29 protein-coding genes are annotated in these 26,882 nt (G+C 66.9%); 12 read left to right on the plus strand and 17 right to left on the minus strand.

Annotation, left to right across the window (positions count from 1 at the left end; genetic code table 11):
- Positions 1–166: 166 nt before the first annotated feature.
- Together M0R89_RS15965 and M0R89_RS15970 are read right to left on the minus strand one after the other, a co-directional pair.
- Positions 167–568: a DUF7344 domain-containing protein gene (locus tag M0R89_RS15965; RefSeq protein WP_248650071.1), complete on the minus strand. Its 402-nt coding sequence runs from the start codon at positions 566–568 to the stop codon at positions 167–169.
- A gap of 125 nt (positions 569–693) precedes the next feature.
- Positions 694–2,727, minus strand: a complete 2,034-nt coding sequence (locus M0R89_RS15970; protein WP_248650072.1) for a bacterio-opsin activator domain-containing protein — start codon at positions 2,725–2,727, stop codon at positions 694–696.
- 165 nt (positions 2,728–2,892) lie between these two features.
- Here M0R89_RS15970 and M0R89_RS15975 point away from each other — a divergent pair, with 165 nt between their 5' ends.
- Entirely contained in the window at positions 2,893–4,617 is a 1,725-nt protein-coding gene (locus M0R89_RS15975; RefSeq protein ID WP_248650073.1) for a glutamate--tRNA ligase, read from the plus strand.
- Positions 4,618–4,811: 194 nt separating this feature from the next.
- A complete protein-coding gene (locus M0R89_RS15980) occupies positions 4,812–5,291 on the plus strand; it encodes a hypothetical protein (protein ID WP_248650074.1) in 480 nt (159 codons plus the stop codon).
- Between the two features lie 146 nt (positions 5,292–5,437).
- Here the strand turns inward: M0R89_RS15980 and M0R89_RS15985 are convergent, their stop codons facing one another.
- A complete protein-coding gene (locus tag M0R89_RS15985; RefSeq protein ID WP_248650075.1) occupies positions 5,438–6,739 on the minus strand; it encodes an outer membrane protein assembly factor BamB family protein in 1,302 nt (433 codons plus the stop codon).
- A gap of 45 nt (positions 6,740–6,784) precedes the next feature.
- A complete protein-coding gene (locus M0R89_RS15990; RefSeq protein WP_248650076.1) occupies positions 6,785–6,943 on the minus strand; it encodes a DUF8014 family protein in 159 nt (52 codons plus the stop codon).
- A gap of 100 nt (positions 6,944–7,043) precedes the next feature.
- On the opposite strand from M0R89_RS15990, the gene ddfA reads away from it, so the two are divergent.
- Complete coding sequence (ddfA, locus tag M0R89_RS15995; RefSeq protein WP_248650077.1) at positions 7,044–7,331, plus strand: DdfA family disk-determining factor; 288 nt, start codon at positions 7,044–7,046, stop codon at positions 7,329–7,331.
- Between the two features lie 45 nt (positions 7,332–7,376).
- Here the strand turns inward: ddfA and tmcA are convergent, their stop codons facing one another.
- Positions 7,377–9,737, minus strand: coding sequence for a tRNA(Met) cytidine acetyltransferase TmcA (tmcA, locus tag M0R89_RS16000; protein ID WP_248650078.1), 2,361 nt, complete (start codon positions 9,735–9,737; stop codon positions 7,377–7,379).
- Positions 9,738–9,789: 52 nt separating this feature from the next.
- Entirely contained in the window at positions 9,790–10,725 is a 936-nt protein-coding gene (gene cysK / locus M0R89_RS16005; RefSeq protein ID WP_248650079.1) for a cysteine synthase A, read from the minus strand.
- A gap of 125 nt (positions 10,726–10,850) precedes the next feature.
- Between cysK and M0R89_RS16010 the strand changes: the two genes are divergently transcribed.
- From M0R89_RS16010 to ndk, 5 genes are all read left to right on the plus strand, one after another.
- The gene (locus tag M0R89_RS16010) at positions 10,851–11,423 is read left to right on the plus strand and encodes a GNAT family N-acetyltransferase (protein WP_248650080.1); all 573 of its coding nucleotides are present in this window, start codon (positions 10,851–10,853) and stop codon (positions 11,421–11,423) included.
- Between the two features lie 170 nt (positions 11,424–11,593).
- Complete coding sequence (gene rpl7ae, locus M0R89_RS16015) at positions 11,594–11,956, plus strand: 50S ribosomal protein L7Ae (RefSeq protein ID WP_248650081.1); 363 nt, start codon at positions 11,594–11,596, stop codon at positions 11,954–11,956.
- Between the two features lie 12 nt (positions 11,957–11,968).
- Positions 11,969–12,196 carry a 30S ribosomal protein S28e gene (locus tag M0R89_RS16020; RefSeq protein ID WP_115796086.1) on the plus strand — a complete coding sequence of 76 codons (228 nt, stop codon included), beginning with the start codon at positions 11,969–11,971 and terminating at the stop codon, positions 12,194–12,196.
- 3 nt (positions 12,197–12,199) lie between these two features.
- A complete protein-coding gene (locus tag M0R89_RS16025; RefSeq protein WP_248650082.1) occupies positions 12,200–12,394 on the plus strand; it encodes a 50S ribosomal protein L24e in 195 nt (64 codons plus the stop codon).
- Complete coding sequence (gene ndk / locus M0R89_RS16030) at positions 12,391–12,858, plus strand: nucleoside-diphosphate kinase (RefSeq protein ID WP_248650083.1); 468 nt, start codon at positions 12,391–12,393, stop codon at positions 12,856–12,858. The genes M0R89_RS16025 and ndk overlap by 4 nt, the downstream gene beginning before the upstream one ends.
- 32 nt (positions 12,859–12,890) lie before the next feature.
- Here the strand turns inward: ndk and M0R89_RS16035 are convergent, their stop codons facing one another.
- Entirely contained in the window at positions 12,891–13,460 is a 570-nt protein-coding gene (locus M0R89_RS16035) for a hypothetical protein (RefSeq protein WP_248650084.1), read from the minus strand.
- Positions 13,461–13,547: 87 nt separating this feature from the next.
- Between M0R89_RS16035 and M0R89_RS16040 the strand changes: the two genes are divergently transcribed.
- Positions 13,548–14,201, plus strand: a complete 654-nt coding sequence (locus M0R89_RS16040; protein WP_248650085.1) for a glycerophosphodiester phosphodiesterase — start codon at positions 13,548–13,550, stop codon at positions 14,199–14,201.
- A 216-nt stretch (positions 14,202–14,417) separates the two neighbouring features.
- Here the strand turns inward: M0R89_RS16040 and M0R89_RS16045 are convergent, their stop codons facing one another.
- The 3 genes from M0R89_RS16045 to M0R89_RS16055 are packed head-to-tail and all read right to left on the minus strand — an operon-like array spanning position 14,418 to position 16,831.
- Positions 14,418–14,966, minus strand: coding sequence for a hypothetical protein (locus M0R89_RS16045; RefSeq protein WP_248650086.1), 549 nt, complete (start codon positions 14,964–14,966; stop codon positions 14,418–14,420).
- On the minus strand, positions 14,956–16,701 hold the full coding sequence (locus M0R89_RS16050; RefSeq protein WP_248650087.1) for a sodium/proline symporter: 1,746 nt from the start codon (positions 16,699–16,701) through the stop codon (positions 14,956–14,958). The genes M0R89_RS16045 and M0R89_RS16050 overlap by 11 nt, the downstream gene beginning before the upstream one ends.
- Positions 16,691–16,831, minus strand: coding sequence for a hypothetical protein (locus M0R89_RS16055; RefSeq protein WP_248650088.1), 141 nt, complete (start codon positions 16,829–16,831; stop codon positions 16,691–16,693). The genes M0R89_RS16050 and M0R89_RS16055 overlap by 11 nt, the downstream gene beginning before the upstream one ends.
- 210 nt (positions 16,832–17,041) lie before the next feature.
- Between M0R89_RS16055 and M0R89_RS16060 the strand changes: the two genes are divergently transcribed.
- Positions 17,042–19,492, plus strand: coding sequence for a penicillin acylase family protein (locus tag M0R89_RS16060; protein WP_248650089.1), 2,451 nt, complete (start codon positions 17,042–17,044; stop codon positions 19,490–19,492).
- Positions 19,489–19,872: a hypothetical protein gene (locus tag M0R89_RS16065; protein WP_248650090.1), complete on the plus strand. Its 384-nt coding sequence runs from the start codon at positions 19,489–19,491 to the stop codon at positions 19,870–19,872. Before M0R89_RS16060 ends, M0R89_RS16065 begins: the two co-directional genes overlap by 4 nt.
- A gap of 364 nt (positions 19,873–20,236) precedes the next feature.
- Here M0R89_RS16065 and M0R89_RS16070 read toward each other — a convergent pair whose 3' ends face one another.
- Together M0R89_RS16070 and M0R89_RS16075 are read right to left on the minus strand one after the other, a co-directional pair.
- Positions 20,237–21,304 (minus strand): methionine synthase, encoded by a 1,068-nt coding sequence (locus M0R89_RS16070; RefSeq protein ID WP_248650091.1) that lies wholly within the window; start codon positions 21,302–21,304, stop codon positions 20,237–20,239.
- Entirely contained in the window at positions 21,301–22,308 is a 1,008-nt protein-coding gene (locus M0R89_RS16075; protein ID WP_248650092.1) for a 5-methyltetrahydropteroyltriglutamate--homocysteine methyltransferase, read from the minus strand. Before M0R89_RS16075 ends, M0R89_RS16070 begins: the two co-directional genes overlap by 4 nt.
- A gap of 129 nt (positions 22,309–22,437) precedes the next feature.
- Between M0R89_RS16075 and M0R89_RS16080 the strand changes: the two genes are divergently transcribed.
- Positions 22,438–22,983, plus strand: a complete 546-nt coding sequence (locus M0R89_RS16080) for a hypothetical protein (RefSeq protein ID WP_248650093.1) — start codon at positions 22,438–22,440, stop codon at positions 22,981–22,983.
- Here the strand turns inward: M0R89_RS16080 and M0R89_RS16085 are convergent.
- The 5 genes from M0R89_RS16085 to M0R89_RS16105 all read right to left on the minus strand — a co-directional run bounded on the left by M0R89_RS16085 (position 22,980) and on the right by M0R89_RS16105 (position 26,881).
- Positions 22,980–23,561, minus strand: coding sequence for a HemK2/MTQ2 family protein methyltransferase (locus M0R89_RS16085; RefSeq protein ID WP_248650094.1), 582 nt, complete (start codon positions 23,559–23,561; stop codon positions 22,980–22,982). The two genes, M0R89_RS16080 and M0R89_RS16085, sit on opposite strands and share 4 nt — an antisense overlap.
- The gene (locus tag M0R89_RS16090; RefSeq protein ID WP_248650095.1) at positions 23,558–24,769 is read right to left on the minus strand and encodes a mechanosensitive ion channel family protein; all 1,212 of its coding nucleotides are present in this window, start codon (positions 24,767–24,769) and stop codon (positions 23,558–23,560) included. Before M0R89_RS16090 ends, M0R89_RS16085 begins: the two co-directional genes overlap by 4 nt.
- Positions 24,766–25,662, minus strand: a complete 897-nt coding sequence (locus tag M0R89_RS16095; RefSeq protein ID WP_248650096.1) for a 16S ribosomal RNA methyltransferase A — start codon at positions 25,660–25,662, stop codon at positions 24,766–24,768. The genes M0R89_RS16090 and M0R89_RS16095 overlap by 4 nt, the downstream gene beginning before the upstream one ends.
- 236 nt (positions 25,663–25,898) lie before the next feature.
- Positions 25,899–26,480 (minus strand): DUF655 domain-containing protein, encoded by a 582-nt coding sequence (locus tag M0R89_RS16100; RefSeq protein ID WP_248650097.1) that lies wholly within the window; start codon positions 26,478–26,480, stop codon positions 25,899–25,901.
- Positions 26,481–26,524: 44 nt separating this feature from the next.
- Positions 26,525–26,881 carry an RNA polymerase Rpb4 family protein gene (locus M0R89_RS16105; protein ID WP_248650098.1) on the minus strand — a complete coding sequence of 119 codons (357 nt, stop codon included), beginning with the start codon at positions 26,879–26,881 and terminating at the stop codon, positions 26,525–26,527.
- Between the last annotated feature and the right edge of the window lies 1 nt (position 26,882).

The raw sequence follows: 26,882 nt of genomic DNA on the forward strand, positions 1-26,882 counted from the left end.
GTCGGGGGACGATAGTGCGGTGAGAATCGGAGAGCCAGTCAGAAGCGGAGAGCCGACGGAGTCGGGGTCCGCGAGAACTGGGGAGGGTCGGCGTCAGCGGGGCTTCTCGGCGGGGAGCGTCACCGCGTAGCGGTCGAGAGAACGGCGTCAGCGGAACCGGGCGAGGTCATTCGCCCGAGAATTCTTTGTTGTGAGTGTGTTCGAGATACTCTTCGAGCGTGGGTTGGCGCCAGTAGCGGACGACGTCGCTGCGCTCGTCGTACTCCACGATGTCGGCGTCGGCGAGGCGCGGCAGGTGGATTTCTCGAAGCTCCTCGGCGATAGTCTCTCGGAGGGCGTCGGTAATCGGCTCGTCGCCGGTGCGGCCCTCCCACATGGCCACTTCGTCGGCCAACTGGTCGACCTCGGCGAGACCGTCCTCGGTTCCGATAAGCGTGTACAGGGCGTACCGGCGTCGGCTCTCCGCGAGGAGGTCGAAGAGTTCGTCGAACGAGGGCGTGGTGACTGCGCGACCGTTTCGGAGGGCGTGGTCGCCCTCGATACCGGAGCGGATAGAGTCGTTGTTCATGGCGGGTGACCTCCGCTCGAATCTTTCTCCAGAGGGGACAACAAACCTATGCCTCAATAGTGAGGTACGGACGGTAGAGAGTGTCAAACGCCGAATATCAAACGTTTTAGAGGTAGAACGAACGTTCACTCACCCGACGTTTGGAGGTCGAGGAAGGTGCCGACGAGTTTTCGCTGGGCCGCCTGTAGATGCTGGTGGAGCGTGGGCGAGGAGACGCCGAGCGACTCGGCGACTTCCGCGCCGGTGCTCTCGCGGGGGTACTCGTAGTACCCCGCGAAGTAGGCCGCCTGCAACGCGGTCCGCTGTTTCTCGGTCAGGTTCTCCGCGAGCGTCTGGCGGAACTCCTGGGTCGTGTGGACCGGCCTGTCGACCTCCTGCTTGCTCACGAGTTCGGCGCCGGGGTAGGTCGTCTGGAACTCCTCGACCACGGTCCGGACGTTCACGTCGGAGGACGCCTCGGCGACGCACCGGACGACGCCGCTCTCGGCCGTTGCAGACGTCACGACCGTTCCGGTCTCGACCAGTTGGCTGACGCCGGACTCCGCGGATTCTATCTCGAACAGACACTCGCCGTCGTCGGCGGTCACGAGTCGGTAGTCCGCGACGGTGGGAGAGTCGGCGATTCGGTCGGTGACGGCGTCGGGCGACGCACCGTCGACGGCGACGTATTCGAGCAGTCGGTCGCCCGAGAGGCCGACGAGACCCTCCAGCGAGAACCGGCAGTCGAGGTCGGCAGAGATGCGCCCGAACCCCCGGTCGGGGTCCTCGACTCGGAACTCCAGTTCGACCGCGGTGTCCGACAGGAGCAGGTTGCGGTTCTTGACCGCGTTGATGGCGAACGCGACGATTTCTCCGAGCGCTTCGAGCGCGGTCAGTTCCCGGTCGCCGAAGGTGCCGCTGCAGGCCCCGCTGATGCCGAGGACGCCGTAGTTGGTCGTGCCGTAGGTCAGGGGTACGAGGACCGCCGTGGACATCTCCATCTCGACCATGAGTTCGCGCTCGCGCTCCGAGAGGATGTCCGAGTCGGCCACGTCGGAGACGACGACCGACTCGTCCTCGCCGACGACCCGCGAGAAGGCGTTCTCGGAGTCGGTCCGGGCGCTGGTGGCTTCCACGAGTCGCTCGATTCGCTCGCGCTCGATGCCCGCGACCACGCTCGGGGCCATGCGCTCGTCCGTGACCCACGGGCCGCCGACCCACGCGAACTGGTAGTACTCCGAGTTGGCCAGTTCCTCGCAGACGATTCGCTCTATCTCCTCGCGGGTCGCTGACCCGACCAGCGACTTGAGGATGTCGTTGACGAGACCGTTGATTCGGGTGAGTCTGGCGAGTTCGTCGCGGTTCTCGGCGAGACGGCGCTCGTTTCGCCGGCGCTCGGTCACGTCGCGTGCGACCCACACGACCGCCTCGCGGCCGTCGATGGTGTCGCCCAGCGGCGCGGTCCGGCCCTCGTACCAGCGCTCGCCGGCGTCGGTCTCGACTTCGTACTCGATGGTCTCGACCTCGCCGGTTTCGAGCGTGGTGTCGATGAGGTCGAGGAAGCGCTCGGCCTGTTCGGTCGAAAAGGCGTCGTGGAGGCGCTTGCCCACCAGTCGCTCCTGTTCGACCGTCTGGAGGTCTTGGGTACTCGGTCCCGACAGCACCTCCAGATACCGTCCGGTCTCGTCGAGCACGAACGCCACGTCGGGGAAGGCGTTGGTCAGTTCTCGGAGTCGGTCGCCGGTGACGCCCGACTCGGTCTCGACGCTGGCCGAGGCGACCGCCCGGACGACGCGTTCGCGGAGCGTCTCGCCGTCGGCGTCCTTCGGCAGGTAGTCGGTCGCGCCCGTCCCGAACGCCTCGCTGGCGACCGCCTCGCTCCCCGACCCGGTGTAGAGGACGAACGGGAGGTTCGGGTGGTCGCCCCGGACCGCCTCCAGCAGGGCCAGTCCGTCGCCGTCGGGCAGTTCGTACTCGCTGACGACGCAGTCGACGTTCCCGTCGGCCGCGAGGCGGTCGCGCGCGCCCGCGGCCGTCTCCAGGGTCGAGAGCGCGACCGCTTCGGACTCGGATAACGCCGTCGGCGGCGACTCGTCGTCCACGTAGAGAACTCGGACGGTCTGTCCCGATTTCTCGGTGGGTCGCTCGTCCGTCGCCCGCGCAGTCTCCTCGGAAGTCACGTTCTTACGGAGCGTACGCTCGCGCGAACGTAAGGGCCTCGGTTACCTCGCCGACAACTTCCGGTCCGTACGAGTCCGGTCGGGGTCGTCGCGCGACGGTCCCGACGAGTTCGGACCGAGGCGAATCCGGACGAGTTTTCCCGAAGACCGTCCAACTCCCCGGCAATGAACGACGAACTCCGCGAGCGAATCGAGACGGAGGCAGAGAAGCACGCGCTGGTCAACGCGGTCAAACACGAGAGCGAGGCCGACGTGGGTGCCGTGATGGGACCGCTGATGGGCGAGAACCCCGACTTCCGCCAGCACGGCGACGAGATTCCGGGCGTCATCGCCCCGGTGGTCTCGCGGGTCAACGACTCGACGGCCGAGGAGCGCCGCGAGCGACTCGGCGAACTCGCGCCCGACTGGCTAGAGGAGATAGAGAGCGAGGACGAGGGCGAGGACCAGATTCTGCCCGACCTACCGAACGCCGAGGAGTACGACCAGATTCGGATGCGGTGCGCGCCGAACCCCAACGGCCCGTGGCACATGGGTCACGCACGGATGCCCGCCGTCATCGGCACCTACGCCGAGGAGTACGACGGCGAGTTCATCGTCCGGTTCGACGACACCGACCCCGAGACCAAGCGGCCCCTGATCTGGGCCTACGACGAGATTCTGGAGGAAATCGAGTACCTCGGCTTCGACCCCGCCGAGGTCTACCGAGCGAGCGACCGTCTGGAGACCTACTACGACCACGCCCGCGACCTCATCGAGAAGGGCGGGGCCTACACCTGCTCGTGTTCGGGCGAGGAGTTCTCCGACCTGAAGAACTCCGCGGAGGCCTGCCCCCACCGCGACAAAGACGTCGAGACCACGATGGAGGAGTTCGAGGCGATGGTCGACGGCGAGTACGAGTCGGGCGAGATGGTCCTCCGGGTCAAGACCGACATCGAACACAAGAACCCCGCGCTCCGCGACTGGGTCGGCTTCCGCATCATCGACACGCCCCATCCCCGCGAGGAGGCCGAGGACTACCGGTGCTGGCCGATGCTCGACTTCCAGTCGGGCGTCGACGACCACCTCACGGGCGTCACCCACATCATCCGGGGCATCGACCTGCAGGACTCCGCGAAGCGCCAGCAGTTCGTCTACGACTACTTCGACTGGGAGTACCCCGAGGTCATCCACTGGGGCCACGTGCAGGTCGACGAGTACGACGTGAAGATGTCCACCTCCACGATTCGCGAACTCATCGAGGACGGCGAGTTGGACGGGTGGGACGACCCGCGCGCCCCCACGATTCCGAGCGTCCGCCGCCGGGGCATCCGGGGCGAGGCCATCGTGGACGCGATGGTCGAACTCGGCACCTCGACAAGCAACGTCGACTTGGCGATGAGCACGGTCTACTCGAACAACCGCCAGCGCATCGACGACGACGCCGACCGGTACTTCTTCGTGCGCGAGGACCACGCGGACTTCACGCTCGCGGGCGACCATCCCGAGACGGCCCACCCGCCGGTCCACCCCGAACACGAGGAGCGAGGCACCCGCGACATCGACGCCGGAAGTCGGGTCCGAATCGAGGCGGAAGACGCCCCCGAGGACGGCGAGCGCATCTGGCTCAAGGGATTCGGCTGTTTCCGACGCGAGGGCGAGGACCTCTCCTACGTCGGCGACGACATCGCCGCGGTCCGCGAGGAGGGCGTGGACGTGATTCACTGGGTCCCGGCCGACACCGCGGTCCTGACCCGGATGCGGACGCCCGACGGCGACGTGACGGGTTACGCCGAACCGGGCTTCCGCGACACCGCCGAGGACGAGATGGTCCAGTTCGAGCGCGTCGGCTTCGCCCGCGTGGACGACCACGAGGCGAGCGACGAGAGCGTGGCGTACTTCGCCCACGAGTAATTCTCTCGATTCTTCCTTCGAGGTTCCCGGTTATCGTGCTGTTCTCGTAGCGAGTCGAACCGTCCACAGCGAGCGGCAGGGGCTTTCCAAAACACTGTCCCTCCAACCACCACGAGAATCACCCGAACGCCCACACCGACCGAGCGACGGGAAAACAGAAAACTCACGTGACTCTACGGAAGCACTACTCGGTGATGCGCCGCGCCCTCCTCGCTCTCGCACTCGCCGCGCTCCTCGCGCTCGCCGGTTGTTCCTCGCTCACGTCGCAGTCCGACGCCCCCGACACTCCCGAGGAACCGCCCGTCTTCCGGAGCGTCAGCGTGAACAACTACGACAACCAGAGCCACACCGTCGAGGTGGTCGTCCTACACGATGGCGCGGTGGTCCACTGGGCGACGCGCCGCGTCGCGGGCAAAGAGGAGAACGAGACGCTCGGGACCGTGGTCCACAGCGCGGACGTTCATCCGCCCGAAATCGAGAACACGACGCGCCGGTACACCGTCCTCGTGCGTCTCGACAACCGCAGTTCCGGCGAGCGCTACCACCTCCCGGCCGACCAGCTATCGGAGTGCTACAGCGTCGGCGCGGCGATTCGGGACGGCGAACTCGACGGGCCGATCGTCCACCACTGGAACGACGACCTACACGATTACTGTGCGAATCCCGAGACGTAGCTCACCCTCTACAGACGTCTCGAACACTTCTATAGCCACCTTTCGGGACTGAATAAGTTCCGCAAAGATAGGTAGATATTTCCCACGGTAGCGGTGAACCTCGCTATAGCGGCTCGCGAAACTCATTCCCGCCCTCGACTCGTCTCTCACTCGCTGTCGCGGAACAACTCCGGCACGGCGAAGGCGTACACCGAATCGCCGACCGGAGTGTAGAGGACACCGTCTACGACCAGCGGTGCGGGACCGACCAGTCCGTCGCCGTAGGGTCCGTAGCGGAACCGCTCCTCGCCGGTCGCGGCGTCGAGTGCGAGCCACGTCACCTGCTCGGGAACGAGCAGGGTATCGCCGACCAGCACCGGATACCGCTGGGGGTCGTCGAACGGAATCCGGGCGTCCTCGTACTGCCACCGCTGTGTTCCGGTCGCGGCGTCGAGCGCGGTGACCGTCGAGAGGTTGGCGACGTAGACCGTGTCGTCGTCCACGACCGGCGCGTGGCCGGTAGACGTGTTACCCTCTTCGAGCGCGTACGACCAGCGGACGGTCCCGTCAGCCGCGTCGAGCGCGTACAGTTCGGCCGGTCCCGTCCCGAAGTACACCCGGCCGTCCGCGGCGGTCAGATTCGGTTCGCCGCCGCCGAGTCCGAAGAAGCGCGCGAGGCGGTCGCCGGTGCCGACGCCGTAGCCGGTCACGTCGCGCTTCCAGCGGCGTTCGCCGCCGTCGGCGTCAAACGCCTGCAGGACCCACGTTCCGGTGAACGACTCCTGCTCGTCCCGGTAGCGGCCGGAGAACAGCGTGCCGTCGGCGTACGCCAACGGCGGATGGGTCGCCACGTCCACCCTGCTCTGCCACCGCGTTTGCCCCGTCGCGGGGTCCAGCGCGACCAGCCGTTGCCCCTCGGGGAGCGTCGCGACGAGGTAGAGCGTGTCGGCGACCGGGAGGACCGCGCCGACGTTCGTGTTGGTCTCGAACTCCCATTGGGTCTCGCCGCCGTCGACGGGGTAGGCGGCCAGCACGTCGTTCGCGCCGCTCAGACTCCACGCGACGAAGACGCAGTCGCCGTCGGTGGCGAGTTCGCCGACGTGGAAGGGGACCCGTTCGCCGTCGGCGTTCGTCGTCTTCCGCTGGCGAGTCCACGCCACCGACCCGGCCTCGGCGTCGACGGCGTACAGTTCGCCGTCGCTCGCCACGAACAGCGTCCCGTCCGCGAACACTGGTCGCCGGTGGAACAGTCCGTCGCGGTCGGTTTCGAGGTCCCACTCCGCGGGCGCATCTCGCGCCGAGCGGTCGGCGTCGGGGAGGAAGCCAGTGTGGCCGGGGTCGCGCTGGACTGTCACCCACGCCGACTCACTGTCGTTGCCGGGGAGGACCGAACCGCACCCGCCGAACGGCGTCGCACCGCAGGCGGCGAGGAACTGGCGTCTCGACCATCGGGGACCGCGCTCGGCCATGTGGTAGCCACGACGACACGTCAGATAACGGTTATGCCGGGGCGGTCACGGCCACTCGTCGGCGTCCCCGATGGGGTCTGCGACCACGCCGTCTCGCCGGGCCAGCACGCGAGCGTGGGCCGCACAGACCACGCGATTCTCCGTCCACGGGACGTGTAGCCTTACCTTGGCGGGTTCCGTGCAGTCCGACTCGGAACACTCCATCGCCTGAACGTACGGTAACCAATCACAAGCATCTTCCCCGTTTAAAAGGGCCTCAGCAGTAAACCCCGCGACTCACGTCTCCCTCCTCCGTAAGTGGAACATGGACGAACTCGACGCGACGCACACCGGCGGGACCGTGCGGAATCTCGACGTCGGAGATTCGCCGCCGAGCGAGGCTGTCGTGCTGGCCGTCGCCGACGCCCGCGGCTGTGACCCCCTCGATTTACCGCCGCTGAACGGCGCGCTCGACCCCGACGCCCTCGATTCGCTGTTCGGCGACAGGGTCTCGGGGCGTGCCCGTACCGGCGGACGCGTCACGTTCGAGTACGCCGACTGTACCGTCACGGTGACCGGGACCCGTGACGTGTTCGTGGACGCGACCGACTGACCGTCGCGTAGCGCCTCGCTCACCGCCGCGACGAGTCCCGGAATCTCACTCGACGTATCGCCGCTTCTCGTCGGCCGCGGCGGCGTCGCCGTAGCGGTCCACCAGCGGTTCGTAGGCGTCGCCGAGAGCGCGCATGCACTGGCCCGCCGAGTGGAAGCCGAGTTCGTCGGCCACGTCGGGCCACGGGCGGCCCTGCAACACCTTCCGGACGAGCAGGCGCTCCTCGCGCGGAGAGAGGGCGTCCGAATCTCCGTCCGAGTCCGCGAAGTACCGGAGCGCAACCCGGCGGAAGGGCCGGGGCGCGGCGTCGTACTGGCCGGGACCGTACGCGCTCGCCGCGACCGCCCGCCAGTCCCACGCCGAGAGGTCGAGTTCGACCGGGGCCTCGACCGACCGGAGGAGTTCCCGGACCACGTCGGGGTCGGCGTCGCGCAGGGGGTCGGCGAGCATCGAGGCGACCCGCGAGGCGAACCAGCGCGCGTGTCGGTCGTGAAGCGCCTCGCCCGCCTCGCTCAGGGGGTCGAGCATGAGCGCCGAGTACTCCCCGCTGGTGTCGTTTCTGGTCGTCGAGAGTTGGACCGCTCGATAGCCGTTCGCGCGCCAGAACCGGAGGAGTTCGGGCGTCGCGCCGTAGCCGACGCCGAGCCAATCGAGTTCGTCGGCGTACTCCCGGCGAATCTCCCCGAGCAGGCGCGACCCGAGGCCGCGGGACCTGACCACGTGGTGGGTGGCGATGCGCATCACGCGCTTCCCGACCGGGACTCCGGCCGCCTCGTCCCGGAGTTGGGAGGTCAGCACGTCGGGGAGCATGTTGCCCCGCACGCGACCGCCCTCGTACATGTGCTCGCGCACGTCGGCGGGGAGGCCGCCCTCTCGGGCGAGCAGAGCGACCGCGACGACGTGGTCTCGGCGAGGCGAGTCCGCGTCCGTATCTGGGCCCGCCGCGCCGTCGGTCCGGACGAGCGCCCGGACCGTCAGGTTCGGCGCGTCGAGCAGACGCGCGAGGTCGTCGGGTTCCGTCCGGTAGTGGGCCAGCACGAGCAGGCCGAACACCTCCCGGAGCAGGGTCTCGTCGGCGAGCAGGTCGTCGGCCGAGAAGTCGCGGTACGCCACCGACTCGGGGTCGGCGTCGGCGACCACCGCGTCCACCGGCGGCCGGGCGTCGAGCAGGAGCGCGCGGAACGCCCACGCCTCCACCGGGTCGCCCGCGGCGTACCGAATCGGGTCGTCGAGTCCCGTCTCGACGACCGCGTGGTCGCTCTCGGCGAGTCTGTCCCGAAACCGGACCGAGAACCCGCGGCCCGCGCCCTCGTAGCCGTGAACCGTCGTCGCGAACGCGACCTTCGGGGCGGCCAGGAAGCGTTCGAGCAGTCGGACCGAGAGCGCGGCGGCCTCGTCCACGAAGACGGCGTCGGGCGCGCCCGCCGAGTCGTCGCAGTCACCGGCGACGCCGAGTAGGTCGGCGGCCTCGGCCGGAGAAGCGAAGCGGACGCGGCCGCCGCCGGCGGTTTCGACGGTCCGGGGCGGGTCGCCGTCGGTCTCGACGTCGAGTCCGAGCGACTCCAGCAGGGCCTCGGCCCGGACGAACACCTCGCGCGAACTCCGATGCTCCGGGGCGGTGACCAGCACGTCCGCGCCCTCCGCGGCGAGGCTTCCGGCCGCGATGCCCGCGGCGCTCGACTTGCCGCGGCCGCGGTCGGCCTCCACGACCACCGCGGTCTCGTCCGGGTCCGAGTCGTCGCCGGCGTCGCGGTCCGGAACGCGCAACGCCTCCAACTCCCGCACGACCGCCATCTGGTCGCCCGTGAGACAGGCGTCGTAAGCCGCGTCGGGGAACGCGCGGTCCGCGGGGCGTTCCGGCGAGTCGTCTGCGGTCGAGAGTCGCGGCGCGGGGTGGGTCAGGCCGTCGCGCTCGACGGTCCCGGAGTCCGCGTCGAAGACGGCGATACCGGGGTGGACGCGCAGGGTCTCGGCGAACCGCCGCCGGAAGTTCCCCGTCACGTCTTCGAGGTCGTCCGGCGGCACCGCCAGCGTCCGGTCGAAGTCGGTCCGGCGGTCGGGCCACTCGTCGAGGGGCGGCGCGAGCAGGACGAACAGGCCGCCGCCGTCCACCGCGCCGACGACTCGGCCGAGCGCGTTCGGTCGGAAGTCGGCGTGGGCGTCGAAGACGACGCACTCGCGGGTCGTCCCGAGCAGGCGGTCGGCGCGCTTGGGTCCGACGCGCTCGCAGTCGAGATTACCGGTGCCGACCAGCGTAGTCGCCCCGCGGTCGAAGTCGGCCGCGTCGAGCGCGGCGTCCGCGGCCGCGTAGCAGGCGTCCCGGTCGCCGGTGAGGACGAGCAGTCGGCGCTCGTCGGTCGCCGCGGCCTCCTCGCGGAGCGCGGCGACGACCGATTCGAGAGTCATGTCCCGGCGTTGGCGCGAAAGGAGTAAGGGGATTTCGCACCGTCCCGGTCGCTCACTCGTAGAGGTCGGTCGAGAGGTAGCGCTCGCCGGCGTCGGGGAGCATCGCCACGACCGTCTCGCCGGGGTGGTTGCGGGCGTACTCGGCGGCCGCCGCGACCGCCGCGCCGGCGGAGACGCCGACAGCGAGGCCCTCCGTCCGGGCCAACTTCCGGGCGGCCGCCTTGGCGTCGTCGCCTGCGACAGCGCGTACCTCGTCCACGAGTTCGGTTCGGAGTACGTCGGGGACGAACCCCGGTCCGATGCCCTGCAGGTCGTGGCCGTCGGAACACTGCTCGGAGAGCGTCGGCGAGGCGGCGGGTTCGACCGCGACAGCGGTGAATTCCTCCGCGCCGCGCTCCTCTTTCGCGTACTCCGAGACGCCCGTGATGGTCCCGCCGGTCCCGACGCCCGCGACGAAGGCGTCGACCTCGCCGTCGGTCGCGCGCCAGAGTTCCGGCCCGGTCGTGCGTCGGTGCGCGCGGGGGTTGGCATCGTTCTCGAACTGGCGGGCCAGCACCGCGCCCTCCCGTCCGTCCGCGAGTTCCGCCGCGCGTCGGTTCGCACCGCCCATTCCCTCCTCGGCGGGCGTGAGTTCCAGTTCCGCGTCGAGCGCCCGGAGCAGTTTGCGGCGCTCCTCGGACATCGATTCGGGCATGGTCAACACGAGGTCGTAGTCGCGGGCCGCGCAGACCGCGGCGAGGCCGATGCCGGTGTTGCCGCTGGTCGATTCGACCACGACCCCGTCCGGGCCGAGTTCGCCGCTCTCCTCGGCGGCGTCTACCATCTCGCGGGCGATACGGTCCTTCACGGAGTAGGGGTTGCTCGCCTCGACCTTCCCGAACAGGTCGGCGGCGAACGCGTCGAGGCGGAGCAGCGGCGTCCCGCCGATGAGGTCGTCTATCGACTCCGCCGCGTCGAAGGTCGCCGTGGACTCGCTAGATTCTGCCATCGGCGGAACTACCCGCAGCGAGGCGGTAATCGTTGGGTCGCACATCTTCGCGTCACCCGAAGTGTTGCCGGAACTCGGGACGGCCGTCCGCAACGGACTTCGTCTCGGCGTGCCTCCGGCGCAGTATGCCCGGCCCCGTCTACCTCTCCGGCGAGCGCGTGGAACTGCGAGTGACCGAACGCGAGGACGTGGAACTCGTCCAGCGCGCCCGGAGCGACCCCGCCATCCGCACCGCGCTGACCCAGACCGCACCGCAGACCCGCGAGCAAGTCGACGAGTTCTACGACGAGTACGTCTCGGTCGACAACGGCGACGCCGACTTCGTCGTGTGCGTGCGCTCCGACGACGAATCGGCGAACGACGACGCGTCCGAAGACCCCGACCCCATCGGCGAGGTGAGCCTCTTCCGGACCGAACACGACCACGGCGAAATCTCGTACTGGCTCCTCCCGGAGGCCAGAGGCGAAGGCTACGCGACGGAGGCGGTGTCGCTCCTGCTCGACTACGCGTTCGACACGAGCGGCCGCCACCGCGTCTACGCGCGTGTAGTAGATTTCAACGGGGCTTCGAGAGCGCTGGTCGAACGGCTCGGATTCGCCGAGGAGGGCCGCCTGCGCGAACACGTGTTCCTCGAAGGTGCGTACCGTGACGTGGTGCTGTACGGTCTCCTTCGCGACGAGTGGGACGGAGCGCCGTGACCTCCGATCCCGTGCATTCGTTTCGCACGCCGCCGGAGCATTTGAAAGCGCTTTTAAGGGGCGACGAACTACGCAAGGATACGACCTGCGCGCGGTTGATGATGCTCCTAGCCGCACAGGATACGCCCGGCAGGGGAGCTTGAGCCGACGTGCAGGGAGGTGAACAACCTATGCCAGTGTACGTAAACTTCGACGTCCCAGCCGACCTCCAAGACAGCGCCGTCGAGGCGCTCGAGGTCGCCCGAGACACGGGTAGTGTAAAGAAAGGAACCAACGAGACGACCAAGGCCATCGAGCGCGGCAACGCCGACCTCGTCTACATCGCCGAAGACGTTCAGCCGGAGGAGATCGTCATGCACCTTCCGGAACTCGCCGACGAGAAGGGCATCCCCTTCATCTTCGTCGAGACCCAGGACGACATCGGTCACGCCGCCGGACTCGAAGTCGGGAGCGCCGCCGCGGCGGTCACCGACTCCGGCGAGGCCGAAGACGACATCGAGGACATCGCCGGCAAGGTCGAGGAACTTCGCTGAGGTGGTTGAGTCATGAGTGCAGAGGAAACTGAAGAAGAAGGCTCCACGCCCGCCGAAGTGATAGAGATCGTCGGCAAGACGGGGATGCACGGCGAGGCCATGCAGGTCAAGTGCCGCATCCGCGAGGGCGAGAATCAGGGCCGCATCATCACGCGGAACTGTCTCGGCCCCGTCCGAGAGGGCGACGTCTTGCAACTGCGCGAGACCGCACGCGAAGCCGACTCCATCGGAGGTCAGTAACTAATGCCCCAATCCCGAGTTTGTGACTTCTGTGGCGACGACATCGAACCCGGCACGGGTACGATGTTCGTCTACACCGACGGCAGTACGGTCCACTTCTGCTCGGCGAAGTGCGAGAAGAACGCCGACCTCGGCCGCGAACCCCGCGACCTCGAATGGACCGAGGAAGGCGGTGCCACCGAAGGGACCCAAGAATGAGCGACGAAACCGAACGCACCTTCGTGATGGTCAAGCCCGACGGCGTCCAGCGCGGCCTCATCGGGGAAATCGTCTCCCGACTCGAGGAGCGCGGCCTGAAGATGGTCGCCGGGAAGTTCATGCAGATGAGCGAGGACCTCGCTCACGAACACTACGGCGAACACGAGGGCAAGCCGTTCTTCGAGGGCCTCGTGGACTTCATCACGTCCGGTCCGGTCTTCGCCATGGTCTGGGAGGGTCAGGACGCGACCCGACAGGTCCGCAAGATGATGGGCGAGACCGACCCGGCCGAGTCCGCGCCCGGCACCATCCGCGGCGACTTCGGACTCGACCTCGGTCGCAACGTCATCCACGGGTCGGACCACGAGGACCCCGGCGCGAACGAGCGCGAAATCGACCTGTTCTTCGACGAGGACGAACTGGTCGATTACGAGCGCGTCGACGAGACGTGGCTGTACGAGTAAAATAACTCGATTTTCCACCCGTTTTTTCGCAGCTATACGGTGACTAGTATTAGGAGTCCTCCAATCGTAATCAGGAGGCCGCTCCAAAAGATGCAGAAGGCAACTGTCTTCGCCGAATATGCCTTTTTAGGCAATTTCCTCATTTCCTGCCAGAAGGTATCTGACTTCTTAATATCTTGATTTACAATGTTAGAATTGTTCCCTATAACCCAGTATTGAATACCCAGTGGTCGTTGTACTGGTTCATTCTGGATTCCTTCGGCATACTGCTCCGTTCGCGTACGGAGGGCCTCTGCTGACTGTCGTTGAATAAAATGATTAAGAATGATAGCCCCAATCAACGAAAATCCGAGTCCTCCAACTAAGATACTTATGCCTATGGTCACGACGTTTCCAGTTCTGAACTCTCGCAGTACTATTCCTACAATTGCAAACGTGGCGATTATAAGAAGATAGTAGGAGTTATGAAGAAGTTTGTCTCTGTATCGAAATTCCTCTCCTGTTTGGGTGTATTCTGCGATTAGGAGGTCCTTATCGTACAGGTTTTCAGAAATATTACCCTCTTGTAATTCATCATCTTCTTCAGACTGTATCTTAGACATTACAACCTTAAGACCAATCCGAGACTTGTTAGTTTTGTGGATGGCTTTGCCACTAGTTCCTTACCACCGGACAACCAAACAGAGGATGTGCAGATAACTGCCCACCGAGGGTTCGGCGACCAGCACCCGGAGAACACCGTCTGTGCGGTCCGGCGCGCCTCGCGGTTCGCCGACGCGGTCGAAATCGACGTTCAACGGTGCGGAACGGGCGAACTCGTGGTCTCACACTGGAACGAGGTGAAACTCGTCACCGACGGGTTCGGCGAGGTCGGCGACCTCTCGGCGACGGAACTGGCCGCCCTCCGGGTCGAGGGGTCCGACTGCGGCATCCCCCTGTTGACCGAGGTGTTGGAGGTAATTCCGCCGGCGGTGGACATCAACGTCGAAGTCAAGGAGACCGGCTTGGTGGCCGACCTGTTGGCGGCGCTGGAGGGCGTCGAGAACGACGTCGTCGTCTCGTCGCTCCACCCCGACCCGCTCTGGCGCACCCGGATGCTCGACGAGTCGATGCCGCTGGCGTTCAACTTCGACGTGCGACCCGACGCCAACTTCGAGACCGCCACGACGCTCGACTGCGCCTACGCCAACCCCCACTGGACGCTGTGTCTCGCCACCGACCTCGTGGAGCGCGCCCACGAGGCGGGGATGGAAGTCCACGCGTGGCCGGTCGGGTCGCGGTCGCTCGCGTGGGCGCTCGCGCGGCGCGGCGTTGACGGACTCATCACGACGAAGCCGCTGTGACGGCGCGAGCGCACGCGCCGCCAACGATTTAGCCGGTAAACGTCGAATGCCCGGTTATGGAGTTGAGGACATCTCGTTGCCTCTCACGCGAATCGAATCCTACTCACGTGTCTCAAGAACGGCGAGAGCGTAGAATGCGAGCGACCGACAACAGACGCGGAACGCGGGCGGCCGACGACCGACGACCGAACCGCGAGCGACCGACGAGAGGAGCGCTCAGTCGTCGAGCGGTCGCTCGCTCCCGTCGACGCTGTCCACGATACAGTCGCCGTCGGGGCGCTCGACCAACCAGAATAGCTTATAGGCGTCCACCGTGCGCGCGAGTTCGACCTCGGGCACGTCGCCGAGAATCGAGGTCCGGAGCGTCCACTTGAACGCGGCGTCGCGGGCCTTCTCGTCGGCCTGCTCGGGCGAGAGTTCGCTCGGCAGGACCAGCGCGTCCTCGACGGTCCGGGTCTCGAACTCGGGGACGGTGTCGGCCCGGAGCGAGAGGCGGCGCGAACAGTCCACGCTGATGACCCGGCGGTCCCGCCGCGGGGACATGAGCGGTCGGTCCACCTCGACCTCGGCCTCGTACACCCGGTAGGGGTAGGCCACTGCGCCGACCCGGCCCGAAGAATCGACCTCATCGCGGGCTATCGCGGGTCGGATGACCGGGAGTTCGACCTCGTCGTGGCGCTGGCCGACCATCGGGTGGTCGCCGGCGTCGGCGCCGTCGGACGCTGCGTCGGCCGGGGCGTCGGCCGCGGGAGTGTCAGCGCTCATCGTCGTCCCAGTAGCCCGACGCCGCGACGTGGGCGCGGATGTTGTCCCCTTCGGTCACGACCTTCGGCGAGGTGTCGTCGCCGGTCCCGCCGTCGGACCGCAGGTCCGACGAGGCCCGCGGACCTTCGGACCGCTCACCGCCGTCCGTCGCGTAGTCGGCCGACCCGCCGTCGGCGATGACCGCCGAGAGGGGCTTGTCGAACACGTCGAAGTGGTCGTCCACGTTCGCGGGCGGTTCGGTGTACAGCGACACCGCGACCAGCGTAATCGCCGAGACGATGAACGCGGGGAAAAGGCCGTAGACGCCGACGAGACCCGAGAGGAACGCCGAGCTTTCGACCGTCGCCGAGAGGCCCAGCAGGTCGACGACCGTCGATATCTGGGTCCACAGAATCATCGTGGACGCGCCGACTATCATGCTGGCGACCGACCCCTCGGCGGTCACGCGCTTCCACCAGAGGGTGGCGATGACCGTCGGGCCGATGGCGGCCCCGAGACCGCCCCACGCGTAGTCCAACACCAGCGTGTAGATGGGCGTGCTCTTGGCGAGGTAGGCGAACGCGACGCTCGCGGACCCGAGCGCGAAGGTGACGTACCGGGAGTACTTCACGAGGTCCTCCTCGCTGGCGTCCTCGTTGACGAAGCCGTGGTACACGTCCTCCACCACCGCACTGGTGGCGACTAGCAGTTGGGAGTCGGCGCTCGACATCATCGCGGCGAGCGCGGCCGCGAGGACGATGCCGGCTATCGCGCCGGGCAGCAGGTCGAGGGTCAGCATCGGCATGACCTTGTCGCCGTTCTGGATAGCGCCTTCGCCGAACGTGGCGATGGCGTAGAGACCGACCAGCGCCGCGCCGATGTAGGCGACGAACATGAACAACTGGGCGACCAGCGCCGCGAGGCGGACGTTCTTCACCCGGTCGATGCCCATGAACCGGACCATGATGTGAGGGTTGCCGGGCACCCCGAGACCGATGGCGGCGTAACTGATGACGCCGAAGACCGCGGCCCACCCGGCGGTTCCGGCGGTGATGCTGGTCAGACTCCCCTCGCCGACGCGGGCCACCTCGTCGAAGGGCAGGCCCATGTTGGTGAACGCGATGACCGGCAGGAGGATGAACGCCCCGAGGATGATGGCTCCTTGGAAGTAGTCCGACCACGCCACGGCGAAGTAGCCACCGAGGAAGGTGTAGCCGATGACGATGACGCCCCCGACCAGAATCCCGACCCACGGCTCGATGCCCGTCAGAATCTGGAGCAGGGTCCCGGCCGCGACGATTTGGGCGCCGACGTAGCCGCCCTCGAACAGCATGAGGACGACCGCCGAGACGCCCTTGACCGCGCCGGTGTCGTCGCCGAGGCGGGTGGCGAAGAACGTGGGGAGCGTCACCGACCGGACGAGTTCGGTGTACTTCCGGAGGCGCTTGGCGATGGCGGCCCACGCGAACAGGTCGGCCGGAATCATCCCGAGACCGTTCAGGAACGCCATGATGCCGGAGGTGTACGCGTCGGAGGGCACGCCGAGCGTGAGCCAACCGCTCATCTCGGAGGCGCGCTCGGAGAACCCGGTCACGACGGGGCCGATTTCGCGGCCGCCGATGACGTAGTCGCCGACCGAGTCCATGAACCGCGAGGAGTACAGTCCGATGCCGAGCAGGACCAACAGATAGAGCGCGAAGGTGCCCAGCACCCAGATGCCCGCGTCTCCCGCGATGCCGCCGGCGCTACCTTGCATGCTCCACCTCCTCGTCGTAGCGCTCGCGGAGGCGGCGCTCGCGTCTCCCTTCCCAGACGTAGTACGCTATCAACATCCCGAAAAACAGGACGTACGGTCCGACCAACCCGAACCAGTCGAGTGCGCTCATGGCAGGCATTATCACCGTGACCGTAACCAATCATACTATTTCATACTTTTGGTGATTAAGTCCTTCCGCCCGTTTCCAGCAACGATAGTCGTTTAGCACGCACCCGATCGTCCTGCGCTCGTCTTTTATATAGTATCTGACCGAAACAACGCTCGGGAACTCGGAACGAGTGGAACAGCGGTTTTACGTGAGAACCGCCACACCCCCTCTATGGACATCGATACCACGCGACGTGCGCTCGTCGCCGCCATCGTCGGCGGCGGCGCCGTCGGCGGGTCGCTCTCGCCGGTCAGGGGGTATCTCGACCGGTTCGCGCCGTTCTCGGGGTCGGCGTGGCGGGACGCGACCGACCGAACGAACCGCCGGGTCGAGAGTCCCTACGGACCGGCGACGGTGCGCTACGACGAGTACGGGACCGCTCACGTCGAGAGCGAGGCCGGCGGTGAGCGACCGCTGTACTACGCCGTGGGCTACGCGCAAGCCGCCGACCGACTCTTCCAGATGGACCTCCAGCGCCGGGTCATGCGGGGCGAACTCTCGGAGGTGGTCGGCGAGCGCGCTCTCGACTCCGACGAGTTCCACGTGCGGATGGACTTCGCTGGCGGCGCGGCGGCCAACCTCGAACTCCTCTCGGGGACGCCGACCGGCGAGGCGGTCGAGGCGTTCGCCGAGGGCGTCAACGCCTGCCGGGAGCGCGAGGAGTTGCCCCTGGAGTTCGGACTGCTCGACTACGAACCCGACCCGTGGACCCCCGCCGACACGATGCTGATGGAACAGCAGATTTCGTGGGGACTGACCGGGAGTTTCCGGACGCTCCGGCGCGAGCGACTCGCCCGGAAACTGGGCGAGGACGCGGTGAAGGAACTCTACCCCTTCCGGATGGACCACGACTCGCCCATCATCAGGTCGGACTCGGCCGGAGGGGACGACGGCGGGACCGACGGCGCGCGGCGTCGCCGTCGGGTCTCGCCGTCGGGCGAGTTCGAGGGCGGCGACCTGCTCGACTGGCTCTCGGCGTTCGAGTCGCTGCCCGGCGTCGGGTCGAACAGTTGGGTCGTCTCGGGCGAGCGGACCGAGAGCGGGAAGCCCATCGTGGCCAACGACCCGCACCTCACGCTGATGGCGCCGCCGGTCTGGTACGAGATGAACCTCCGGACCGACGACGTGAGCGTCCGGGGCGTGACGTTCCCGGGCGTCCCGTTCGTGGTCATCGGCGAGAACGACTCGGGCGCGTGGGGGTTCACCAACAGCGGGGCGGACGTCATCGACTTCTACGACTACGAGACCGACGAGTCGGGCGACCGGTACCGGTATCGCGGCGAGTGGCGCGAGTTCGAGACCGAGGAGCGGACGATTCGGGTGGCCGACGGCGAGGACCGGACGGTCACGACCCGCAAGACGGTCCACGGTCCGCTCCTCGAACGCGAGGGCCAGCGAGTCGGCGTCTCGTGGACCGGCCACACCGCGACCCGGACTTCGGCGGCGATTCACGAGTACAGCAAATCCGGGGGCGTGGACGACTTCCTCGCGGCGACGAAGAAGATGGATCTGCCGACCCAGAACGTCGTCTACGCCGACCGCGAGGGGAACACGCTCTACTACGTCACGGGTAAGATTCCGGTTCGCACGATAGACGCCGCCGACCGAGACTCGGAGAGTAACCGGCAGTCGGAGAGCGCCGACGACGGCGAGGAGGTCTGGGGCACGCGAGTCTTCGACGGGTCGGCGGGCGAGGCCGAGTGGGAGGGCTTCGAACCGTTCGGCGTCTCGTCGTGGGAGGGGTTCGTCCCGTTCGAGGAGAAACCCCACGTCCGCGACCCCGACTACCTCGGCACCGCGAACCAGCGCATCGAGGACGACCCCGAACACTACGTCGGCGAGCAGTACGCCGTGCCCTACCGGGGCCAGCGCCTCTACGAACTGCTCGACGCCCGGGCCGCCTCCGAGAAACCGATGACGCCCCGGTTCATGCGCAGGGTTCAACGCGACGCGAAGTCCGCGCGCGCCGAGCAGGTGCGCGAGGAACTCGTTTCGGCCGCAGAAGGCGTAGACGACCTCTCGGGGACGGTCGAGACCCTCCGGAACTGGGACGCCCGCATGACCCGGGACTCCCGGGCGGCGCTCGTCTTCGTGAAGTGGTTCGACCAGTTCCGCCGGGAGGCGTTCGCCGACGAGTTCGAGGCGAAGGGTCTCGACGAGTCGTACTACCCGAACGACTGGGTGCTGGCGACCCTGCCCGACGACAGCAGGTGGTTCGGCGACGAGGGACGCGAGGCCGTGATGGTCCGGGCGCTCCGGAAGGCGCTCGACGGAATCGAGGAGGGCGCGACCTACGGCGATTACAACACCACCGCGGCCATCACCCACCCGTTCGACCAGTCGTTCCTCAACTACACCGAGTACCCGACCGACGGGTCGGCCTACACGCTGAACAACTACCGGAAGGAGTCGGCGGTCGGGAGCAGTTGGCGCATGGTCTGTCCGATGGCCGAGCGAGAGCGGTCGGTCTGCGTCCTGCCGGGCGGCAACTCCGGGGAGTACTTCTCGGACCACTACGACGACCAACTCCGACTCTGGGCCGACGGGAAGTACAAGCCGATGGGTCGAGACGTCCGCGGCGAGACGGCCATCTCCTTCGAGACGCGGGAGGGCGACCGATGAGCGGACTTCGCGAGGTCCGAGACGCGAGTCGGACCGTCACCGGACCGCTCCGGAGCGCGCTGGCGGAGATTCGGACCGACGCCCGGGCGCGACGGGCCGCGCTCGTCGCGGGCGCAGTCGTCGGTCTCGCGGCGGCGCGGGTCCACTGGTACGGCTTCTTCCTCGGCGGCGCGCTGGTCGGTCTCGTCTCGACGGACGCCAAGCGGGGCCTCGCGGCCGGACTCGGCTTCGGTCTGCTCGCGTGGGCCGTCTTCGCCGGTCTGATGGCCGCGAACGGCGGTCTGATGCAGTACGCCGGGATGGGACGGTTGCTCTATCTGAGCGTCGCGATTCCGGTCGGTCTGTCGGCGCTCGGGTCGCTGGTTCGGGCCGTTGTGTGAGCCGCAGAAGTATTTATGATTCTGTGAGAAATATTCTTATTTCCCTAAGACGCGAGTAGTTGGTCGAACCTACAGTGAGAACTCAGCCGCGCTACCCAGCACCGCGTTAGCCTCGCGCCACCTCGTCCTCGCGCCCGCATGCGCCAGTCCAGAAAATCCAATCGAGGCGATAACGCGTCGAAGACCCCCGTACAAACCTTCAAGTACGAAACCGGAACGAACTCGGTCCGTGACCTGAATCGGGCCGGAGCGCGCCAGCGGTCGCGCGGCGCGCAGCGCTCCGGAACGTGGCCGACGCGCGCCGCCTGTTAGCAACCTCCAACGAGCGCAAATAACGGTCTGTCCGGTCAATCGCGGGCGCCGGTCAGTCGTCCGCGGTCACGGCCGACCGCTCGACGTCGATTTCGCCCTCGTCGAGTTCCCGTTCGACCTCGCGGGCGGCCTGTACCAGATTCGCCATCTTCTCGTAGGCCACCTTTCGCGGGAGGAGTTTCACCCCGCAGTCCGGACTGACGGTCAACTGCTCGGGCGGGACGACTTCGAGACCCTTCTGGATGTTCTCCTTGATTTCGGGAACCGTCTCCACGTCGGCGTCGTGGGCGTCGACCACGCCGAGCGCGAGGTCAGCGGTGAACTCGGGGTCCTTGAACACGTCGAGTTGCTCGTAGTCGCCGTTGGCGAGTTCGAGGTCGAACTCGTCCACCGGGAAGTCCAAAATCTCGGGGTAGATGCGCGAGTAGTCGCCGTAGCAGACGTGAAGCCCGATGCGCACGTCCTCGGGAATCCCGTCCGCGATGCGTTCGAGGCAGTCGCCGACGATGGCGTGGTCGTCGGGCGTCGTCGCCAGCGCGGGTTCGTCTATCTGGACGTAGCGAGCACCCGCCTCGACCAACTTCTCTATCTCCTCGTTCACGAGGTCCGCGAGGTCGTGGGCCAGCGACTCGGTGTCGTCGTAGGCCTCGTTGAAACTCCAGTTCGCCAGCGTGTACGGGCCGGTGATGGGCACCTTGACCGGTCGCTCCGAGACGCTCGCGGTGAACTCGTACTCGTCGACGAGCCACGACTCGTCGTACTCCACCTCGGAGACGACCGACGGCTTGTCGAAGGTGTTGTGGCCCCACACCTTCACGGGACCGTTGAACTCGTAGCCCTCGATACGGTGAGCGAAGAACTCCACCATCTCGTTGCGCCGCATCTCGCCGTCCACGACCACGTCGAGTCCGGCCCGCTCGTGTTCGTCCGTGATGAGTCGCGCGGCGTCGTCCTTGGCCTCGTTCCACGCGTCGTCGTCGAAGTCCGCGTCCTCGTCCTCGTGGAGGTCCCGGGCCCTGTCCAGCCACTTCGGCTTGGGGTACGAACCGACGACGGTCGTCAGTAGGAAGTGGTCGTTCGGGTGATTCGGCGGTCGGAACTGGTCTCGGTTCTGGCTCATGCTGTCACCTCCGCGAGGTCGGTCGCTTCGCCGAGCGCGGCGAGTTTCTCCTCGAACGTCGAGTAGGGCAGGTAGAACAGTTCGGTGTTCGGCGTCAGGTACACCGTCTCGAAGTCGGCGGCCGGGGTGTTGTCCTCCAACCAGTCGGCCCGCTCGGAGATGGCCTCCGCGTCCTCGACCAGCGTGTTCTGGCCGTCCACGACTCCCGCCGCGACGGAGTCCTTGGTGCCGTACTCGTTGATGTTGTAGAGGTTGTCCTCGGGGTTCGAGACGAAGTCGTAGCCCAGCGCGTCGAAGTCGGCGTCGAGCAGGTGGGCGTGGACCTTCTCTTCGAGCGCGCCCCAGTAGGTGTGGACGACCACGTCGGTGTCGGCCGGAGCGGCGTCGGCGACCGTATCGACCGCCTCGCTCGCACGCTCGTCTTCACCCTCGCCGGGCGCGTTCTCGACCAGCGACGGTTCGAGGACGAACAGCGTCTCGACCTCGGGGAACGCCTCGACCTCTCCGGCGAGGAAGTCGGCCACCGCGTCCAAGAAGTCGGCGTCGTCGCCGTAGTACTCGTCGGTGGCGAGGTCGGCCAGCGAGTACGGGCCGGGGACGACCGCCTGCAGGGAGTCGTCGTCCGCGAACTCGCTCGCGGCCTCCAACTCGCCGGCGATGTCGCCGTCGAAGGTCAACTCGTCGGTCACGACCGGTTCCCGGTAGAAGTTGTTGTTGTCGTAGTACCGGACGATGCCGCGGGTCTCCACGGCGTCGTGGACCGCGAGCGGATGGGCGAGCATGTCGTCCCATCGGAGCTGTCCTTCGACCACGCGGTCGAGTCCTGCGGCCTGCTGGCGGTCGAGTACCTCTTGGCGCGCCTCGTCGTAGACTGCGACGACCTCCTCGCCCTCGTCGCCGTCCACGAGGTCGTGTTTCTGGTGGCCCTTCAGGTCGGCCAAGTCGTCCTTGGCCCAGTCCGGGAGCGGGTACACTCCCGGCGTCGTTGCGACGTATTCGGTCATGTACCTCCGACTACGAAATGCCGATGCTTAATATTTTCCTCTTCGGAAATTACCGTCGGTCATAGGTCAACGGTGACACACCGCAAGGCAGTGGAAACGTACTTCTCGTTCCTATTCGAAAGTATATACGTGAAACAGTCAACGCTCGCCCTCCTCGCGGTCGCAACTGCGTTCGTCCTCGGGACCGTCGTCGGTTCGGCCGGCGGACTCGGACTCAGGGTCGGCGGCGACACCGACACCAGCGACTTCGAGTCGCCCGGATTCTCGCTGTCGAAGGCGACCGGTTCGTGCGACGGAATCGACTCGGACTCCGGGTGGGTCCACGACGTGGCGGTCGGAGAATCGTTCGCGGTCACGCTGGAGGCGACTGTCGTCCACGACCGGAACCGGACCGTGACGGCGAACGTCACTCACGTCGCGCCGGGGAACTACGTCGTCGACCTCCGAACCGTCCCCTCCGACCGAGCGGACGCCCGACGAAAGAAGGCGAACGCGTCGGCCGGTTCGGTCCCCGACTGCGCCTCGACTCGCCTCAGTCTGGGGACGAGTCTTCCGACCGACTACGAGCAGTTCACCGTCGCGATGAACGGTCGGACCATTCGGACCGTCGAATACGACGGTACGGTCGCGGACCTCCACCGACTCCCGAACCCGATAAACGCGACCGACCGCTAGCGCAGGAGTTTCAGCACGGTCAGTGTCTCGAACGGGAACGACTCGTCGCGGAGCGCCACCGCGGAGAACCCCTCGTCGTCGGCCAGTTCGACCACCTCGTCGACGCCCGTGAGACTGCTGACCAACAGGTAGACGACCCCGTCGGGCGCGAGCGCGCGCCCGACCGATTCGAGGAACGGTTCGATGACCTTCCGGCCGTCTTCCCCGCCCGAGAGCGCGACTTCCATCCAGTCGTCGCGCTCGTCGTCGGGGTCGGTCGGCAGGTAGGGCGGGTTGAACAGAACGGCGTCGAAGACGCCCGCCCGGAACGGTTCCAGCAGGTCGGCCCGGACCGTCTCGACCCCGCGCTCTCGGGCCTGTCGGCAGGCGTGAGGGTTCAGGTCCGACCCGAGGACGCGCGCGCCGGTCTCGTCGGCCACCGTCTCCGCGACGTACCCCGACCCGGTGCCCACCTCCAGCGCGAGGTCGGCGGGGTGGGATTCGAGGTCGGCTATCGCGGCCTCGGCCAGCAGGTTCGAGTCCTCGGCTGGCTGGTACACTTCGGTCTCGGCGTCCCGGCGGTCGGCGAGGTCGGTCACTTCTCGTTCCCCCCGTTTCGCTCGCTCGGGTCGGCCCGCTGGCCGGTCACGCCGCCGTCCGTCTGACTGCTACCGGCCCGGCCGCCGTCCGCGGTGGCCTCCGGCAGGTCGGTTTCTCCGGCAACCCGAAAGCCGCCCGACTCCTGTCGGCCGGTGAGTTCGCGCTGGGGGAACGGAATCTTGACGCCCTCGCGGTCGAAGGTCGCCTTGACCGACTCGATTATCGCGGTCCGAGCGCGCCACTGTCTGCGGGCGCTCGGCTTGTCTATCCAGCACCGAAGGGCGAGCGTGACCGCCGAGTCGCCGAACTCCTTGAGGACGACCTTCGGAGTCGGCACGGTCAGCACCTCGTCTAACTCCTTCATCGTCTCCTCGGCGAGGTCGGCCGCTCGCTCCACGTCGGCCTCGTAGTCGACGCCGACCTCGACCTCGATTCGGAGTCGCCCCTTTCGGCTCTTGTTTACTATCTTCTCGCCGCTCACGATGTCGTTGGGAATCATCACGTACTCGCCCGCGAACGTCTGGATGCGCGTGTTGACGATGGAGATGTCGGTCACGATGCCCTCCTCGTCGTCTATCTCCACCCAGTCGCCGATCTCGAAGGGCCGCGAGAACATCAGCACGAACCCCGCCAGCAGGGCACCGAGCGTCTGGCGCGCGGCCATCCCGACCACGATACCGAGGAAGCCCGCCCCGACCAGCAGGCCGCTGAGGTCCACGTCCCAGAGACCGAGGATGATGGACACGGCCGAGACGTACACCGTGAGCTGTGAGACGCGGTAGACGATTTCGCTCTGGTGCTGGCTGATGGTGTCGTGGCCCTCGACGAACCGGTCGATGGCCTTCTTGACGAACCCGGTCACGACGTACGCGCTCGCCAGCACGACCAGCGCGAGGATGATCGCGAATCCCTTCCCGGCGGTGAGGGTAATCTGATCGAGCGCTTGGGCGGCGGTCTTTCCCTGTCCCCAGAGGACGATGAGACTGACCGTCGTCACGAGCAGACCGCCGGCGAGTCCCGCTAGCAACACCACGTCGCCGACGTGTCTGGGGAACCGCCGCCGGAGCTTCGGCCGGACGTACCGCGTCGCCCAGACCGCGGCGACGCTGGTGAGGAGGATGAGCGCGGTCGCCACTATCTGCTCGGTCTGGCTGAAGTTCGCCAACTGGTCGATGGCCGCGAGGATGCCGTCGAGAGGACGCCTCACCCGTTCTCACCCCCGTCGAGTCCGTACTCGGCCGCGACCGTCGCCAGCGCGGCGAACGTCTCCGGCGGAATCTTGCCCGCTCGCTTTCCGAGCACGTCGGGGTCGAGGCCCGTCATTCCGTCGGCGATGGCCGCGACCGGCGCGTCGGCGTCGTCCAGCCCCGAGATGTGGCCGGTGTTCCGGATGGCGTTCCGGAGCGTCTTGCGCCGCTGAGTGAACACGGCCTTCACGAACCGGAGGAAGAACGCCTCGTCGTCGACTTCGTAGTCGGGGTCCCGCGGCGTGGTCCGGACGACCGCGCTCTCGACATCCGGCGGCGGCGAGAACGCCTCCTTCGGCACGGGTTCGACGACTTCCACGTCGGCGTAGTGCTGTGCAGAGACCGAGAGACGGCCGTAGTCGTCGGTGCCCACGTCGGCCGCCATGCGCTCGGCGAACTCCTTCTGGAACATCAGGAGCGTCGGCTTGCCCCGCGGGAGGAGTCGGAAGGTGATTTCGCTGGAGACGCCGTAGGGGAGGTTCGAGATACAGGCCGTGAAATCGGGGAGTTCGACTTCCAGCGCGTCGCCCGTCACGACCGTCAGGCGACCGGCCGCGATTTCGTCGGCGAACTCCTCCCGGAGGAACGCCGCGAGGTTCCGGTCGCGCTCTATCACCGTCACCTCGTCGGCGACCGCGAGCAGTCGGTCGGTCAGCGCGCCGGTCCCCGGCCCGATTTCGAGGACGTGCGACAGGTCGAACCCCGCCTCCTCGGCGTAGTCCGGCAGTCGGTCGAGAATGCGGTCGTCCACGAGGAAGTGCTGGTCCCTGTCGGGGTTCCCCCGGACGCCCGCCCGCCTGAGCAGCGCGTCGGGATTCCGGAGGTCGTCCCCCGCGTCGCGTGCGTCGGTCATCTTACCCGGTGGTAGCTACCGGAGGTGGGTAAAGCCACCGAGTCTCTGAGGGGTAGGGAGTTCTCTCGACGGCCGCACCGTTCGATGCGGGAGCGAAAGGCGGTCTTCCGGCCGCTGAGCCGGCGCAGGCGGCGCTATGCAGTAGATTCGTACGTGACGGAGGAGAGTCGTAGTGAGGGGGACCGCACAGAAACGTGGCTTCGCACCGAGCGCCGAGAGAACCGAATCGCCCGCGACTACTCCTGTTGTTCCTCGACCCGCACGAACGTCCGGTACTTCAGGTCGTCTTCCCGAATCTCCTCCAGGATGCGCTCGACGAGCACCTCCTTGGGATTGTGAAGACCCGACACCCGCCCTTCGAGGTCCTCGAAGCTCTGGAACGGTTTGCCCTTGCGCTCTTCGAGGATGTTGTTCCGGAGTTTCTTCCCGATGCCGGGGAGGAGATTCAGTTGGTGGAGACGGAGGGTGATGGGTTGGGCGTCGTTGTAGAAGTTCACGAAGCGCTCCTCGTCGGTCTCGACCACGTCGCGGATGGCGTGTTCGAGTTCCGACTGGGCGGCCCCAGAGAGGTCTTCGAACTCGATTTCGCGCACGTTCGCCACGAGTTCGTCGCCGGTGTCGGCGTCGAACCGGTCGGTGATGGTGAGGCTCACGTCCTCTTCGAGCGTCACTTCGAACAGCCGGAACTCCTCGACGCCGAGCGCGTAGGTCAGCGCGGGTTTCTGGTACTGTGGCCTGTCGTCGTCGGCGCGGCCGTGCGGGAGGTAGTCCAAAACGACCGCCGGCACCTGCTCTTCGTCGTCGTTCTGTTCGCTCATTGTCATCGATTACGGCGACGAACTACTTAAACAGTTGGTGGGCGTCAGACGTATTTCGCGACGACGTTGAGGATGTCGTCGAGTTCCTCGCCCGAGAGCGTGTAGCGTTCCTGCGCGTACACCGCGCGGAGTTCGTCGCGGTCCTGCGGGAGCACGTCGGTAATCTTGTACGCCGTCGGCTCGTCCACCTTGTCGAGTTCGAGCAGTGCCTCGACGAGTTCGCGGGACTCCTCGGCGTCGAGCGTGGCGAACCGGTTGACGTGTTCGATTGCACGCGCCAGTTCGTAGCGCATCTCCCGGTCCTCGTCCAACGCGCGCTCCTCCTCGACGTCCGAGAGGAGTTCCTTGGCTTCCGCGGTGGTGAGGTACTCCTCGTCGACCTTCTCCTTGAATATCGTCATG

Origin of the sequence: Halorussus limi, assembly GCF_023238205.1 — an archaeon.
GTDB classification, from domain to species: domain Archaea; phylum Halobacteriota; class Halobacteria; order Halobacteriales; family Haladaptataceae; genus Halorussus; species Halorussus limi.

What these genes read in the sequence shown, in the direction of transcription:
- M0R89_RS15965 (WP_248650071.1), bottom strand. Translation starts at nt 568, where the DNA reads ATGAACAACGACTCTATCCGCTCCGGTATCGAGGGCGACCACGCCCTC.
- M0R89_RS15975 (WP_248650073.1), top strand. Translation starts at nt 2,893, where the DNA reads ATGAACGACGAACTCCGCGAGCGAATCGAGACGGAGGCAGAGAAGCAC.
- M0R89_RS15980 (WP_248650074.1), top strand. Translation starts at nt 4,812, where the DNA reads ATGCGCCGCGCCCTCCTCGCTCTCGCACTCGCCGCGCTCCTCGCGCTC.
- M0R89_RS15985 (WP_248650075.1), bottom strand. Translation starts at nt 6,739, where the DNA reads ATGGCCGAGCGCGGTCCCCGATGGTCGAGACGCCAGTTCCTCGCCGCC.
- M0R89_RS15990 (WP_248650076.1), bottom strand. Translation starts at nt 6,943, where the DNA reads ATGGAGTGTTCCGAGTCGGACTGCACGGAACCCGCCAAGGTAAGGCTA.
- ddfA (WP_248650077.1), top strand. Translation starts at nt 7,044, where the DNA reads ATGGACGAACTCGACGCGACGCACACCGGCGGGACCGTGCGGAATCTC.
- tmcA (WP_248650078.1), bottom strand. Translation starts at nt 9,737, where the DNA reads ATGACTCTCGAATCGGTCGTCGCCGCGCTCCGCGAGGAGGCCGCGGCG.
- cysK (WP_248650079.1), bottom strand. Translation starts at nt 10,725, where the DNA reads ATGGCAGAATCTAGCGAGTCCACGGCGACCTTCGACGCGGCGGAGTCG.
- M0R89_RS16010 (WP_248650080.1), top strand. Translation starts at nt 10,851, where the DNA reads ATGCCCGGCCCCGTCTACCTCTCCGGCGAGCGCGTGGAACTGCGAGTG.
- rpl7ae (WP_248650081.1), top strand. Translation starts at nt 11,594, where the DNA reads ATGCCAGTGTACGTAAACTTCGACGTCCCAGCCGACCTCCAAGACAGC.
- M0R89_RS16020 (WP_115796086.1), top strand. Translation starts at nt 11,969, where the DNA reads ATGAGTGCAGAGGAAACTGAAGAAGAAGGCTCCACGCCCGCCGAAGTG.
- M0R89_RS16025 (WP_248650082.1), top strand. Translation starts at nt 12,200, where the DNA reads ATGCCCCAATCCCGAGTTTGTGACTTCTGTGGCGACGACATCGAACCC.
- ndk (WP_248650083.1), top strand. Translation starts at nt 12,391, where the DNA reads ATGAGCGACGAAACCGAACGCACCTTCGTGATGGTCAAGCCCGACGGC.
- M0R89_RS16035 (WP_248650084.1), bottom strand. Translation starts at nt 13,460, where the DNA reads ATGTCTAAGATACAGTCTGAAGAAGATGATGAATTACAAGAGGGTAAT.
- M0R89_RS16045 (WP_248650086.1), bottom strand. Translation starts at nt 14,966, where the DNA reads ATGAGCGCTGACACTCCCGCGGCCGACGCCCCGGCCGACGCAGCGTCC.
- M0R89_RS16050 (WP_248650087.1), bottom strand. Translation starts at nt 16,701, where the DNA reads ATGCAAGGTAGCGCCGGCGGCATCGCGGGAGACGCGGGCATCTGGGTG.
- M0R89_RS16055 (WP_248650088.1), bottom strand. Translation starts at nt 16,831, where the DNA reads ATGAGCGCACTCGACTGGTTCGGGTTGGTCGGACCGTACGTCCTGTTT.
- M0R89_RS16060 (WP_248650089.1), top strand. Translation starts at nt 17,042, where the DNA reads ATGGACATCGATACCACGCGACGTGCGCTCGTCGCCGCCATCGTCGGC.
- M0R89_RS16065 (WP_248650090.1), top strand. Translation starts at nt 19,489, where the DNA reads ATGAGCGGACTTCGCGAGGTCCGAGACGCGAGTCGGACCGTCACCGGA.
- M0R89_RS16070 (WP_248650091.1), bottom strand. Translation starts at nt 21,304, where the DNA reads ATGAGCCAGAACCGAGACCAGTTCCGACCGCCGAATCACCCGAACGAC.
- M0R89_RS16075 (WP_248650092.1), bottom strand. Translation starts at nt 22,308, where the DNA reads ATGACCGAATACGTCGCAACGACGCCGGGAGTGTACCCGCTCCCGGAC.
- M0R89_RS16095 (WP_248650096.1), bottom strand. Translation starts at nt 25,662, where the DNA reads ATGACCGACGCACGCGACGCGGGGGACGACCTCCGGAATCCCGACGCG.
- M0R89_RS16100 (WP_248650097.1), bottom strand. Translation starts at nt 26,480, where the DNA reads ATGAGCGAACAGAACGACGACGAAGAGCAGGTGCCGGCGGTCGTTTTG.
- M0R89_RS16105 (WP_248650098.1), bottom strand. Translation starts at nt 26,881, where the DNA reads ATGACGATATTCAAGGAGAAGGTCGACGAGGAGTACCTCACCACCGCG.